The organism is Bacillus sp. DC4300-2b2, from assembly GCF_049895685.1.
GTDB classification, from domain to species: domain Bacteria; phylum Bacillota; class Bacilli; order Bacillales; family Bacillaceae; genus Bacillus; species Bacillus safensis.
This window is the reverse complement of the sequence record NZ_JAFCSW010000002.1, coordinates 295402-308622: the sequence shown is the minus strand read 5'-3', so window position 1 is coordinate 308622 and position 13221 is coordinate 295402. Positions and strand designations below refer to the sequence as shown.

Genomic DNA, 13221 nt, shown 5'->3' with positions numbered 1-13221 from the left:
CTTTAAATACATAAGGAGGATCACTCTCATGTTCCTCAAACGTTTAGACGTGATAGGATTCAAATCATTTGCACAGCGAGTGACCGTGGACTTTGTCAAAGGGGTCACAGCTGTTGTTGGACCAAACGGAAGCGGCAAAAGCAATATTACCGATGCCATCCGCTGGGTACTTGGAGAACAATCAGCGAAAAGCCTCCGCGGAGGAAAAATGGAAGATATCATTTTTGCAGGCAGTGACTCAAGGAAAAGAGTCAATCTAGCAGAGGTGACTTTAACATTAGATAACGAAGACCACTTTTTACCGATCGATTTTCACGAAGTCAGTGTGACAAGAAGGGTTTATCGTTCAGGAGAAAGTGAATTTCTCATAAACAATCAATCTGTCCGCTTAAAGGATATTATTGATCTTTTCATGGATTCAGGTCTTGGAAAGGAAGCTTTTTCAATCATCAGCCAAGGAAAGGTAGAAGAAATTCTATCAAGCAAGGCAGAAGAGAGAAGAAGCATCTTTGAAGAAGCGGCTGGCGTTTTAAAATATAAAACAAGAAAGAAAAAAGCCGAAAATAAACTGTTTGAAACGCAGGACAACTTAAACCGAGTAGAAGATATTCTGCATGAACTAGAAGATCAAGTAGAACCATTAAGAATGCAAGCCTCTATTGCAAAGGACTATTTGCAAAAAAAAGAAGAGCTTGAAAATGTCGAAATCGCCCTCACTGTCCATGACATCGAAGCACTTCATGAAAAATGGACAACACTTGGTGAAGCAGTCGAGCGCTTCAAACAAGATGAAATGAAGCAGTCTACAGATATCCAAGCAAAAGAAGCCAAAATTGAAGAGTCGAGAGACCGTATTCAAGCTCTGGATGAATCAATTAATGACCTGCAAGAAGTTCTTCTTTTCACAAGTGAAGAATTAGAAAAGCTTGAAGGAAAAAAAGAAGTGCTAAAAGAACGGAAAAAAAATGCTGCTGCAAATCAAGGGCAGCTAGAAGAAACGCTCGTTCGCTTAACTGAAAAGCAGGCACTGTTAACCGAAAAGATTGAGCAGCAGAAAATTACGCGGGACAGCCTGCAAAAAGAAGTGCAGCAGCTAAAAGATGAAGTGAACACAAAGCAGCATCAACTGTCGCTTCATAGTGAAGATGTGGAAGGCCAAATTGAACAGCTGAAAAGCGATTATTTTGATCTGCTCAATGAACAGGCTTCCATCCGTAATGAACGTAAATTACTAGAAGAACAGCAGCGACAAGCGGCGATGCAGCTAGAGCGGCTGACGCAAAATAACCAAAAACATATCGAAGAACGAGTGTCTGTCAAAGAAAAGAAAACAGAAGCTGAGCAGCAGCTTTCAGTACTGGAAGAAGACATTCTGGCTCAAGTCAAACGTTTTAGAGAAGCAGAACAAAAGCTTGAGCAAATGAAACGTCAATACGAGAAAAAAGAAACGGCTCTTTACCAAGCCTATCAATACGTACAGCAGGCAAAATCCAAAAAAGAGATGCTTGAATCCATGCAGGAAGACTTCTCAGGCTTTTTCCAAGGAGTGAAAGAGGTCTTAAAGGCAAAAGAACGGTTAGGCGGTATTCACGGTGCCATTGCAGAGCTGATTCAAACGGATCAGCAGTATGAGACAGCGATTGAAATTGCGCTAGGTGCAGCCACGCAGCACGTCGTCACAGAAAATGAAGCAGCTGCGAGACAAGCGATTGGATACTTAAAGCAGCATTCCTTTGGACGTGCAACCTTCCTGCCAATGAACGTCATCAAAGAAAGAACCATTCAGCTCAGAGATGTCCAAACAGCAGAGCAGCACGCTGCATTTATCGGCGTAGCGAGTCACCTCGTTTCCTTTGACGAAAAGTATCAAAAGGTGATTCAGAATTTACTTGGCACTGTGCTGATCGTTAGGGATTTAAAAGGCGCCAATGAATTGGCAAAAATGCTTGGACATCGTTACCGTATCGTGACCCTTGATGGAGATGTCGTAAACCCCGGCGGTTCAATGACCGGTGGCGGCGTAAAGAAAAAGAACAACTCTCTTCTTTCAAGAAACCGGGAGATCGAAACGTTAACAAAGCAGCTCGTTGAAATGGAAGAGAAAACAACGATCCTTGAAAAAGAAACAAAAGAAACGAAGCAATTGATCGGAGCAAACGAAAGCCAATTAAACGAACTGCGCCAGCGCGGCGAAATGCTTCGTGAAAAGCAGCAAGAGCTCAAAGGGAAGCTATACGAACTGCAAGTTGCAGAAAAAAATATCAATGCTCACCTTGAACTCTATGATCAAGAAAAAGAAGAATTGCAGCAGCGTTCTACTGAACTTGCGGATAAGGACAAAAAGCAGGTCGCTCTTGAAGCCTCTATAGGTGAAAAATTGACGACTCTTGATCAAGAGATCAATACATTAACAAAGCGTAAGCAGACGCAAAGCTCAACGAAAGAAACCATTTCTGCCGAATTAACAGAGCTGAAAATCTCGCTTGCGAAAAAAGAGCAGTCCTTAGCCAATGAACAAGAAAAGCTTTCGAGCTTAATGGCTGAATTAGAAGAGGCTGAACAGACGCTGAAGGAAACAAAAGAAGATCTGTCACTCTTAACAAGTGAAATGTCATCTAGTTCAAGCGGAGCCGAACAACTGGAAGAAGCGGCGAAAGAGAAGCTGGAAAACAAAAACAAAACAACCGCACTCATTTCAGAGCGGCGTAAGCAGCGTCTCGCTCTTTCTGAAACATTAGAATTTGCTGAACGTGAACTTAAAGAACAAAAGCGTTTGTACAAGCAGCTCACCACAAGCTTAAAAGATGAAGAGATTAAGCTAGGCCGTATGGAAGTCGAGCTCGATAACCTGATTGCTTATCTGAACGATGAATATGCTCTTTCGTTTGAAGGAGCAAAAGAGATGTATCAGTTGACGTTATCGCCAGATGAAGCAAGAAAACGAGTGAAGCTGATCAAACTAGCGATTGAAGAACTTGGAACAGTGAACTTAGGCAGCATTGACGAGTATGAACGTGTCAATGAACGCTATCTCTTCTTAACAGAACAGCGAAATGATCTGACAGAAGCGAAAAATACATTATTCCAAGTCATCGAAGAAATGGATCAAGAGATGACAAAGCGCTTCTCTGAGACATTCTCTCAAATTCGCGGGCACTTTGAATCTGTTTTCCAAGCATTATTTGGCGGCGGAAGAGCCGATCTTAAGCTGACAGATCCAAATGATTTGCTCAACTCTGGCGTTGATATTGTCGCGCAGCCGCCAGGGAAAAAACTGCAAAACTTAAGCCTGCTTTCAGGCGGAGAGAGAGCCTTAACAGCGATCGCTTTACTATTCTCTATTTTAAAAGTGAGACCTGTTCCATTCTGCGTATTAGATGAGGTAGAAGCGGCGCTTGATGAAGCAAATGTTTTCCGTTTTGCGCAATATTTAAAGAAATACAGCCAGGAAACACAGTTCATTGTCATTACGCACCGCAAGGGAACAATGGAAGAAGCCGATGTGCTCTACGGCGTGACCATGCAGGAATCAGGTGTTTCTAAGCTTGTATCTGTCAAACTAGAAGAAACGAAAGCGCTTGTCCAGTAATTAAAGGAGGTTTTTGAACCAATGAGCTTTTTTAAGAAATTAAAAGAAAAATTTACGCAGCAAACCGATTCAGTATCAGAAAAGTTTAAAGATGGACTCGAAAAAACGAGAAACTCCTTCCAAGGAAAAGTAAATGAACTGATTTCTCGCTACCGCAAAGTCGATGAAGACTTTTTTGAAGAGCTCGAAGAGGTTCTAATCGGCGCTGATGTCGGTTTCACAACTGTGATGGAACTGATTGATGAGCTGAAAAAAGAAGTGAAATTAAGAAACATTCAAGACCCAAGTGAAGTACAAGCGGTGATTTCTGAAAAATTGGTTGACATCTACAATAGTGGAGAGGAACAAATCTCTGCGCTGAACATTGAAGCCGGGCGTTTGAATATCATTTTGTTTGTAGGCGTCAACGGTGTTGGGAAAACAACGACTATCGGTAAGCTTGCAAACAAGCTGAAAAATGAAGGGAAATCCGTCATTTTAGCAGCAGGTGATACGTTCCGTGCCGGTGCGATCGAGCAGCTTGAAGTTTGGGGAGAGCGTTCAGGTGTTCCTGTCGTCAAACAAACAGCAGGCTCTGATCCAGCAGCAGTGATCTATGATGCCGTTCAATCAGCAAAAGCGAAAAATGCAGATGTCCTCATCTGCGATACAGCAGGAAGACTTCAAAACAAAGTCAACTTGATGAAAGAGCTGGAGAAAGTCAAGAGAGTCATTGAACGTGAGGTTCCAGATGCACCTCATGAAGTATTGCTCGCTCTTGATGCGACAACAGGTCAAAACGCCATGGCACAAGCCAAGGAATTTTCTAAAGCGACAAATGTGACAGGGATTGCTTTAACAAAGCTTGACGGTACTGCAAAAGGCGGAATCGTTCTTGCAATTCGAAATGAGCTGAACATCCCAGTAAAGCTTGTCGGTTTAGGTGAAAAGGTGGACGATCTGCAAGAGTTTGATGCAGAATCGTATGTGTATGGATTATTCTCAGACGTAATTGATCAACAAGACTAACAAAAAAATGCCGGCAAAACTGCTGGCATTTTTATTTATACGTAGCTTCATGAAGTGACAAGATAAAAACTTGACACACAGAAGAGAACCGTGTAAACTTAGTTGATGTAAAGGGAATGAACTTAACAAAGGGGAGAGAGCCCATGACGCTTGAAAAAACAACGAGAATGAATTACTTGTTTGACTTCTATCAATCGTTGTTGACCGCAAAGCAAAAGAGCTACATGTCGCTTTACTACCTAGACGATTTTTCCCTCGGTGAAATTGCGGATGAATATGAAGTATCAAGGCAGGCTGTTTATGATAATATTAAACGGACTGAAGCGATGCTTGAACAATATGAAGAAAAGCTGCTCTTGTTTAAGAAATTTAAAGAGCGTAAAGAACTTCTCAAAAAAATGAGAGAGCTTGTAGCTGATTCTGCGCAAACGGAAGAAGCAGAAGCTTTAATTGAATCGCTTGAGAAATTAGATTAGGAGGCGGCACAGTATGGCATTTGAAGGATTAGCCGACCGACTGCAGCAGACGATTTCAAAAATCCGCGGCAAAGGAAAAGTGTCAGAGCAAGATGTAAAAGAAATGATGCGCGAGGTACGCCTTGCCCTTCTTGAAGCTGACGTCAATTTTAAAGTAGTCAAAGACTTTGTGAAAAAAGTAAGTGAGCGGGCAGTTGGACAAGAGGTCATGAAAAGCCTTACCCCTGGACAACAGGTCATTAAAGTTGTAAAAGAAGAACTCACTGAATTAATGGGTGGAGAAGAGAGTAAGATCGCTGTAGCGAAAAAATCTCCAACAGTCATTATGATGGTTGGTCTTCAAGGGGCAGGTAAAACAACCACAACTGGAAAGCTTGCCAATTTACTTCGCAAAAAACATAATCGCAAGCCGATGATGGTGGCTGCTGATATTTACAGACCAGCAGCGATCCAGCAGCTTCAAACGCTTGGGAAACAGCTTGATATGCCGGTGTTTTCATTAGGTGATCAAGTCAGTCCTGTCGAAATTGCCAAACAGGCAATTGAAAAAGCGAAAGAAGAACACCATGATTATGTCATTTTAGATACAGCAGGACGTCTTCATATTGATGAAGAATTAATGGATGAACTTCAGAAAGTAAAAGAAGTAGCGAATCCAGAAGAAATTTTCCTAGTTGTTGACTCTATGACAGGTCAAGATGCGGTCAATGTCGCAAAAAGCTTTAATGAACAGCTTGGTTTAACAGGTGTTGTTCTAACAAAACTAGACGGTGATACAAGAGGCGGTGCAGCACTTTCTATTCGAGCTGTCACTAATACGCCGATTAAATTCGCTGCACTAGGAGAAAAGCTTGATGCAATTGAACCATTCCATCCGGAGCGGATGGCATCAAGAATTCTTGGCATGGGAGATGTGCTGACCCTTATTGAAAAAGCACAGGCAAACGTCGACCAAGATAAAGCGAAAGAGCTTGAGCAAAAAATGCGGACAATGAGCTTCACGCTCGATGATTTCCTCGAGCAGCTTGGCCAAGTTCGGAATATGGGTCCTCTTGATGAACTGATCCAAATGATGCCGGGAGCCGGTAAAATGAAAGGGCTCAAAAACGTCCAAGTGGACGAAAAGCAGCTCAATCACATCGAAGCAATCATTAAATCAATGACGACTCAGGAAAAAGAACAGCCAGAGGTCATCAATGCAAGCCGAAGAAAACGGATTGCAAAAGGAAGCGGAACATCTGTACAGGAAGTCAATCGCCTTTTAAAGCAATTTGATGAAATGAAAAAGATGATGAAGCAAATGACCAACATGTCCAAAGGAAAGAAAAAGGGCTTTAAATTACCATTTATGTAATTGGTTATACATGATAAAACCGTTGTTAAGAAAAAACACTTTACAAACCCTTTTATCATTGTTAATATACTATCTTGTTGAAATATTTTCGGAGGTGCTAGTAAAATGGCAGTAAAAATTCGTTTAAAACGTATGGGAGCAAAAAAATCTCCTTTCTATCGTATTGTTGTAGCAGATTCTCGTTCACCACGTGACGGTCGTTTCATCGAAACAGTTGGAACTTACAACCCAGTGGTATCACCAGCTGAGGTGAAAATCAACGAAGAATTAGCGCTTAAATGGCTTCAAAATGGTGCGAAACCATCTGATACAGTTCGCAACCTTTTCTCAAGCCAAGGAATTCTTGAAAAATTTCATAATGCGAAAAACAGCAAATAATGAATGAGCTGTCCTTGGAAGAATTGATTGTGTCCATCGTCGAGCCACTTGTTGATTTCCCAGAAGATATTCACGTATCTTCATTAGAAAAAGATGAGCAGGTGATTTACACACTGTCTGTCAATGCTGAAGATACCGGAAAAGTGATCGGAAAGCAGGGACGTACAGCAAAAGCGATACGAACAGTCATTTTTGCAGCAAGTGCAGAGTCTTCTAAGAAAGTTCAACTTGAGATTGCTGACTAAAAAGGGAGAGGGCTTAGGACCTCCCCTTTTTTTACACGTTTAAATCTATTTTTCGTTATACTGTAGAGGACAAATGCCTTCGGATAGGGGGACAAAAAGGAAGATGCAGATCATTCAACATGTCACCGTGATGCAAGTATTAACTGAAAGCAGTAAGGACAAACTGTTAACGACTTTTTTGGAGAAAAAAGAAAGACTAGAACGTGAATGCAATCAATTATATTTTCAACTAAAAAAACATGAAAAAGAACCACATCAGCAAGAAGCCATCCCTCAATTTCAAAAAGCGATCGATAAAAGGCAAGAGAAGATCAGGCAGATTGATTTTCAAGTAGAGCAGCTTCATATTTTGCCGCTTGGAAGTGAAATGAAAGAAACAGAAGTGGATGCACTGGTTGAAGTAAAAATAGGTGATAAATGGGATGACAAAATGCAAGATAATGTCATCGTCGTGAAAGACGGCACCATTGTGGAAATACGTCAGGGGTGATTGAGAACATGGAGCTAGAATGGTTGAATGTAGGGAAAATCGTCAATACACACGGAGTGCGCGGAGAAGTACGCGTCGTGTCAAAGACGGATTTCCCAGAAGAGCGCTACAAAAAGGGAAGCGTGCTCTATATTTTTAAACAAGGTCAAAAAGAGCCGCTGAAAGTGACTGTTGCATCACACCGCCAGCACAAACAGTTTGATTTGCTCACATTTGAAGAAATCAACTCATTAAATGAAGCAGAGCTTCTGAAAGAGTCGATCTTAAAGGTAGAAAAAGAACATCTTGGGTCATTAGACGAAGGAGAATTTTATTTCCACCAAATCATTGGCTGTGAAGTATACGATGAAGAGGACAAGCTGATCGGTCAAATCAAAGAAATTCTTACACCAGGGGCAAATGATGTGTGGGTGATTGGAAGAAAAGGCAAAAAAGATGCCCTCATTCCATATATTCCATCTGTCGTCAAAAACATTGATATCTCATCCAAAACTGTACACATTGAAGTGATGGAAGGACTCATTGACGAATGAAAATCGACTTCTTAACCCTTTTTCCTGAAATGTTCGAAGGTGTGCTTCACTCATCAATCTTAAAAAAAGCACAGGAGAAAGAAGCTGTCTCATTTCATGTTGTCAATTTTAGAGAGTATTCGGATCATAAGCATAAAACAGTGGATGACTATCCGTATGGCGGCGGTGCTGGTATGGTACTGAAAGCACAGCCCGTATTTGATGCGGTAGAAGATTTAACGAAGAAAGCAAGCACGAAGCCCCGAGTTATTCTTGTCTGTCCTCAAGGGGAAAGATATACACAAAAGAAGGCAGAAGAACTTGCAAAAGAAGAGCATCTTATGTTCATTTGCGGCCACTATGAAGGCTACGATGAGCGCATCAGGGAGCATCTTGTCACAGATGAGATCTCAATCGGAGATTTCGTCCTCACAGGCGGAGAGCTGCCAGCGATGATGATTGCAGACAGTGTGGTCAGGCTTTTGCCTCATGTGCTTGGAAAAGAAGCGTCTCACATCGAAGATTCATTCAGTACAGGTCTGCTTGAGCACCCGCACTATACAAGGCCAGCGGATTATAAAGGACTAAAAGTGCCGGATGTGCTCCTCTCTGGAAATCATGCCAAAATAGAAGAGTGGCGGCGCAAAGAATCATTGAAGCGAACCTATACAAGACGGCCAGATTTGATCGATTCGTGCAAAACGTTAACGGAAGAAGAAAAAAGATGGCTTTGGCAGCTTCATAATGACTAGATTGTATTGCACACGGCATAGAGGTATGGTATGATACTACTTGTGACTTGGACGGCTTGCTGATCCAAGTTTGAAAACGATGTTCCGCTGCAATGAAGAAAGAGGACATGAGCATCTGTTGGAAGGAGTTGAAAACGATGCAACATTTGATTGAAGAAATCACAAAAGAACAATTACGCACTGATCTTCCTGCGTTCCGTCCTGGTGACACTTTACGTGTACACGTTAAAGTTGTCGAGGGTACTCGTGAGCGTATCCAGATCTTTGAAGGTGTTGTAATTAAGCGTCGTGGTGGTGGAATCAGCGAAACTTTCACAGTTCGTAAGATCTCTTACGGTGTAGGCGTTGAGCGTACATTCCCTGTACACACACCAAAAATCGCTAAGATCGAAGTTGTACGTCACGGTAAGGTACGTCGTGCGAAACTTTACTACCTACGTGAACTTCGCGGTAAAGCGGCTCGTATCAAAGAAATCAGACGATAATGATATCAAAGGAAAGAGCTTGTTACCTGTAACAGGCTCTTTTTTTGTACAATGTATAAAGATAACAGGTAGAAGAGAGAAGGTGCACATATGACGATTCAATGGTTTCCAGGCCATATGGCAAAAGCAAGACGTGAAGTCACAGAAAAATTAAAGCTCATCGACATCGTATTTGAATTAACCGATGCAAGAATTCCGATGTCCTCTAGAAACCCAATGATCGAAGAAATCCTTCAAAACAAACCCAAAATCATGCTATTAAACAAAGCTGATAAAGCAGATCCTCGTATGACAAAGGAGTGGCAGGCGCATTTTGAGCAGCAAGGCGTTCGGTCACTGGCTATTAACTCTGTCGATGGACAAGGGTTAAATCAGATCATCACAACTTCAAAAGAAATTTTAAAAGAAAAGTTCGACCGCATGAAAGCAAAAGGCGTCAAACCACGTGCCATTCGAGCACTGATTATCGGGATTCCCAATGTCGGAAAATCGACCTTAATCAATCGTTTAGCGAAAAAGAACATTGCCAAAACAGGAGACCGCCCTGGTATAACGACATCACAGCAATGGGTAAAGGTAGGGAAAGAATTAGAACTGCTCGATACCCCTGGAATCCTCTGGCCGAAGTTTGAAGATGAACAAGTAGGACTCAGACTTGCGGTGACTGGAGCGATCAAAGATTCGATCATCAACTTACAGGATGTCGCTGTGTATGCACTTCGTTTTCTAGAAGAGAACTACCCAGAGCGATTAAAAAAACGCTATGACCTAGCGGAGATACCTGAAGATACGGTTGAGCTGTTTGATGCAATTGGTACTAAGCGCGGCTGTCTAATGAGCGGGGGATTCATTAACTATGACAAAACCACCGAAATCATTATTCGGGATATTCGAACAGAAAAATTTGGTCCCCTCACTTTTGAGAAGCCTGAAAGCTAAAAGACACGCAGCTCATGCGGGTCTTTATTTTTTGCGAAAAACTGCCGATATAAAGAAGGAGGCTGCGAAAAAGCCTATGTACACGGTGAAACAAATAAAAGAACTAATAGAAAAGCATGCAGGCGACGAGTCATACATTCGTGAGCTTGTAAAAGGTGATACGAGAAAAAGTGTCCAAAAACTCATAGAAAAGTGGCACAAAGAGAGAGAAAAGCAGCAAGCACTTCGCGTGGCATGGGATGACATGCTGCAATTTGAAAACAAAGCAAAGGCGCAGGGATACACGTGTATTGCTGGAATAGATGAAGCAGGAAGAGGACCGCTCGCCGGCCCAGTTGTGGCAGCAGCCGTCATATTAAAGGAAGATACAGTCCTGCTCGGTTTAAACGACTCAAAGCAATTATCTGAGAAAAAAAGATTGGCTTATTATGATTTAATTCAAAAAGAAGCACTTGATATCGGAATCGGCATTGTTGATGCAGCTACGATTGACGAAATCAATATTTATGAAGCATCAAGACTGGCGATGGTGAGAGCTGTGGAGCAGTTAACTTATACACCAGATTATCTACTCATAGATGCCATGACACTCCCGCTTTCAACTCACCAGGAGAATATCATAAAAGGAGATGCAAAGAGTGCATCCATTGCAGCAGGTGCATGTATTGCGAAGGTGACTAGGGATCAGATCATGGAAGAGTATGGGCGTAAGTATCCTGAGTATCAATTTGAAAAACATAAAGGATACGGAACGAAAGAGCACTTGGCTGCGATTCAAACACATGGTGCGGTCCCAATCCACCGATTATCGTTTGCGCCAGTGAAATCTGTTATATCATAAATTTTAATCTAAGGAGGCTGCCTGTGATGACAAGAGTTGAGGACATACATACAGCACTGAATAGCCGGCTGAATACGGCTGAATCTGTTCCATTAAACACCGAAGGGAAGGAAAATGTTCATCGGCTGATTCTCGGTAAAGTACTAAAAATGCTTGGAGATGATACAGCCCTTGTCCAAATAGGCTCAACGAAAATAAAAGCGCAGCTGGCGGCCCAGCTTAAAGCAGACGCATTTTATTGGTTCCAATTTGAACAAGAGGGCGGCGGCAGCCTCAATAAACTAAGACCCGTTCAGCAATTTGATCAAGATCCTAAGACGTTAAAGGATGCAGCAGCCAAACTATTAGAAGGACTTTCACTTAAAAATGGGCTTGAAAACATGCTGACAGCTACAGCTTTTTTAAAGGAAAAGTCCGTCATTAACGAAGGAGAGTTAAAAACGGCAGTGAAATGGATCGAACAGCTTCAAGGAGCTGATGTGAAGAAAGGGCTCCAAGCACTCCTCTTTGCTTTAAAGAAAGATTTACCGATCCAGCAAGGGGTACTTCAATCTATTTTAGCCGTGAAATCATCCTCTGCTCTTCATCAGGATATAACAGCGCTGCTAAATCAATTAACACAGCTTCCGAAGCACACAGATGCTACACAGACCCTTACACAAGCCGTTCGGTCAGTTGTAGATGCAGAGACAGCCGTCCATGCAGAAAAGCTCTTATCAGTCCTTCTAGCAGCGAGAGAAGGCGAGGCGAAGCAAGGCGGCAGTTTACCAGTAACGACTCAGCTCAATCCGTCTCAGCAAAAAGAAAATAGCCATGCCCCAATCGTTCAAGAGCGTCTGCCGTCCCAAGTTCTTCAGACAAACGTGCAGCAGCAGTCAACAAGTCCAAAAGAGCTGCAAATCCCGCTTCAGCAAATTGAGCGGATACTGGCCAGCTTGATGAAACAAGGTGCAGACGGGCAGCAAGAACCAAACTTAAAACAGCTCACAGCATTGCTGCACGGACTCCAGCAGGCAGGCTCTCAGCCTGACGCAAAAGCAGCTGTATTGCAAAAAGAGTTTCCATTCCTTTCGAAACCGGAGGCGAAAGCATTGGCTCAGGCGGTGCAGCAGACTGAACCAACATTAAGCAATAAAACTGATGTGCTCGATTTACTAATGACGATGAAAAAGGCAATCGGTGTGCGTGATGAAATTGGTATGCTAAAACTGCTTGAAAAAGGCAGCCAGGATGTCAAAAGTCAGGAGCTGCACCAATTAAAGCTTACCTTAAATGATGTGAGACAGGCTGATTTACCAGAGCACGTTAAAAAAGAAGTGGATCAATTATTTCATAGATTGAATGGACAGTTATTTGTGCAGCAGGAGAACCAAACCGTCAGTCAAATGATGGTTTCCTATCCTCTTTTCTCAAAACATAGTGTTCAAGATTTAACCTTTATACTAAAGGGACATAAGAAAAAAGATGGCTCTATTGATATTTCTCAGTGCCGCCTGATGTTTTATTTAAACATGGAAAACCTTGAAGAAACCTTAATAGACTGTACGATTCAGCAAAAGGTCATGTCCATTACTGTCGAGACAGCTCATGAACTGCAAGGAACCATTAATCCGATGATTCCGGCTGTTCGGGAGAATTTAAATGCTCTAGGATACAGTTTAACGGGAATTACAGCAAAAAAGAGACAAGAGCCAGTAGATCCGTCTCAATTTCTAGATGAACACTTTCATAAAATCAGCGAGAAAGGGCTGGACTTACGAGTATGAAGGATTCGAAACCGCTTAGAAGAGCGGTCGCTCTGCATTACGATGAAGAAAAACAAAAGGCGCCAAAAGTCGTTGCAACAGGCAGCGGCTATGTGGCAGATCATATTATTGAAGAAGCAAAAAAGTCGGGAGTCCCTATCCAGGAAGACCGCAATTTAGTCGAACTCATGCGCCACTTAACATTAGATGAGGAGATCCCTGAAGCGTTATACGATACTGTAGCAGAAATTTTTTCGTTTATCTACAGGTTAGATCAAAAAATGAAAAAATAAGGTAAAATAAGTGATTTGACTGAAAAATTTATATTTTTAATAAAATAAAAGTTTGAATGTTTAGAAGGATTTTACGATTTTACATAGAACCCTAGACATTCTCTTTTTTATTCT

14 protein-coding genes are annotated in these 13221 nt (G+C 42.0%); all 14 read left to right on the top strand.

The annotated features are described in order from the left end of the window. The first annotated feature begins 28 nt into the window (after positions 1–28). The 14 genes from smc to ACP69X_RS06380 all read left to right on the top strand — a co-directional run bounded on the left by smc (position 29) and on the right by ACP69X_RS06380 (position 13107). Complete coding sequence (smc, locus tag ACP69X_RS06445) at positions 29–3589, top strand: chromosome segregation protein SMC (protein WP_426052533.1); 3561 nt, start codon at positions 29–31, stop codon at positions 3587–3589. A 21-nt stretch (positions 3590–3610) separates the two neighbouring features. Further along, complete coding sequence (gene ftsY, locus ACP69X_RS06440) at positions 3611–4597, top strand: signal recognition particle-docking protein FtsY (protein WP_041084870.1); 987 nt, start codon at positions 3611–3613, stop codon at positions 4595–4597. Between the two features lie 143 nt (positions 4598–4740). Beyond that, positions 4741–5073, top strand: coding sequence for a putative DNA-binding protein (locus tag ACP69X_RS06435; RefSeq protein ID WP_012009935.1), 333 nt, complete (start codon positions 4741–4743; stop codon positions 5071–5073). A 13-nt stretch (positions 5074–5086) separates the two neighbouring features. Beyond that, positions 5087–6427 (top strand): signal recognition particle protein, encoded by a 1341-nt coding sequence (ffh, locus tag ACP69X_RS06430; RefSeq protein ID WP_024426967.1) that lies wholly within the window; start codon positions 5087–5089, stop codon positions 6425–6427. 105 nt (positions 6428–6532) lie between these two features. Further along, positions 6533–6805, top strand: a complete 273-nt coding sequence (gene rpsP / locus ACP69X_RS06425) for a 30S ribosomal protein S16 (protein ID WP_008344841.1) — start codon at positions 6533–6535, stop codon at positions 6803–6805. Then, positions 6805–7050: a KH domain-containing protein gene (locus ACP69X_RS06420; protein ID WP_024424192.1), complete on the top strand. Its 246-nt coding sequence runs from the start codon at positions 6805–6807 to the stop codon at positions 7048–7050. The genes rpsP and ACP69X_RS06420 overlap by 1 nt, the downstream gene beginning before the upstream one ends. A gap of 103 nt (positions 7051–7153) precedes the next feature. Further along, positions 7154–7540: a YlqD family protein gene (locus tag ACP69X_RS06415; RefSeq protein WP_024424191.1), complete on the top strand. Its 387-nt coding sequence runs from the start codon at positions 7154–7156 to the stop codon at positions 7538–7540. 8 nt (positions 7541–7548) lie between these two features. Next, a complete protein-coding gene (gene rimM / locus ACP69X_RS06410) occupies positions 7549–8073 on the top strand; it encodes a ribosome maturation factor RimM (RefSeq protein ID WP_047202151.1) in 525 nt (174 codons plus the stop codon). After that, positions 8070–8804, top strand: coding sequence for a tRNA (guanosine(37)-N1)-methyltransferase TrmD (gene trmD / locus ACP69X_RS06405; RefSeq protein ID WP_041084868.1), 735 nt, complete (start codon positions 8070–8072; stop codon positions 8802–8804). The genes rimM and trmD overlap by 4 nt, the downstream gene beginning before the upstream one ends. A gap of 137 nt (positions 8805–8941) precedes the next feature. Next, entirely contained in the window at positions 8942–9289 is a 348-nt protein-coding gene (gene rplS, locus ACP69X_RS06400) for a 50S ribosomal protein L19 (protein ID WP_008354510.1), read from the top strand. A 90-nt stretch (positions 9290–9379) separates the two neighbouring features. Continuing rightward, complete coding sequence (gene ylqF / locus ACP69X_RS06395) at positions 9380–10228, top strand: ribosome biogenesis GTPase YlqF (protein WP_024424188.1); 849 nt, start codon at positions 9380–9382, stop codon at positions 10226–10228. A gap of 76 nt (positions 10229–10304) precedes the next feature. Next, positions 10305–11069, top strand: coding sequence for a ribonuclease HII (locus tag ACP69X_RS06390; protein WP_305960443.1), 765 nt, complete (start codon positions 10305–10307; stop codon positions 11067–11069). 26 nt (positions 11070–11095) lie between these two features. Next, a complete protein-coding gene (locus ACP69X_RS06385) occupies positions 11096–12835 on the top strand; it encodes a hypothetical protein (RefSeq protein WP_041084866.1) in 1740 nt (579 codons plus the stop codon). Next, positions 12832–13107, top strand: coding sequence for a FlhB-like flagellar biosynthesis protein (locus ACP69X_RS06380; RefSeq protein ID WP_003211418.1), 276 nt, complete (start codon positions 12832–12834; stop codon positions 13105–13107). Before ACP69X_RS06385 ends, ACP69X_RS06380 begins: the two co-directional genes overlap by 4 nt. The last annotated feature ends 114 nt before the right edge of the window (positions 13108–13221 follow it).

Excerpts from the sequence above, each read along its gene's own strand:
- ACP69X_RS06420 (WP_024424192.1), top strand. The coding sequence starts at position 6,805 with ATGAATGAGCTGTCCTTGGAAGAATTGATTGTGTCCATCGTCGAGCCA.
- ACP69X_RS06435 (WP_012009935.1), top strand. The coding sequence starts at position 4,741 with ATGACGCTTGAAAAAACAACGAGAATGAATTACTTGTTTGACTTCTAT.
- trmD (WP_041084868.1), top strand. The coding sequence starts at position 8,070 with ATGAAAATCGACTTCTTAACCCTTTTTCCTGAAATGTTCGAAGGTGTG.
- ftsY (WP_041084870.1), top strand. The coding sequence starts at position 3,611 with ATGAGCTTTTTTAAGAAATTAAAAGAAAAATTTACGCAGCAAACCGAT.
- ACP69X_RS06380 (WP_003211418.1), top strand. The coding sequence starts at position 12,832 with ATGAAGGATTCGAAACCGCTTAGAAGAGCGGTCGCTCTGCATTACGAT.
- ACP69X_RS06385 (WP_041084866.1), top strand. The coding sequence starts at position 11,096 with ATGACAAGAGTTGAGGACATACATACAGCACTGAATAGCCGGCTGAAT.
- ACP69X_RS06390 (WP_305960443.1), top strand. The coding sequence starts at position 10,305 with ATGTACACGGTGAAACAAATAAAAGAACTAATAGAAAAGCATGCAGGC.
- rpsP (WP_008344841.1), top strand. The coding sequence starts at position 6,533 with ATGGCAGTAAAAATTCGTTTAAAACGTATGGGAGCAAAAAAATCTCCT.
- ffh (WP_024426967.1), top strand. The coding sequence starts at position 5,087 with ATGGCATTTGAAGGATTAGCCGACCGACTGCAGCAGACGATTTCAAAA.
- ACP69X_RS06415 (WP_024424191.1), top strand. The coding sequence starts at position 7,154 with ATGCAGATCATTCAACATGTCACCGTGATGCAAGTATTAACTGAAAGC.
- ylqF (WP_024424188.1), top strand. The coding sequence starts at position 9,380 with ATGACGATTCAATGGTTTCCAGGCCATATGGCAAAAGCAAGACGTGAA.
- rplS (WP_008354510.1), top strand. The coding sequence starts at position 8,942 with ATGCAACATTTGATTGAAGAAATCACAAAAGAACAATTACGCACTGAT.
- smc (WP_426052533.1), top strand. The coding sequence starts at position 29 with ATGTTCCTCAAACGTTTAGACGTGATAGGATTCAAATCATTTGCACAG.
- rimM (WP_047202151.1), top strand. The coding sequence starts at position 7,549 with ATGGAGCTAGAATGGTTGAATGTAGGGAAAATCGTCAATACACACGGA.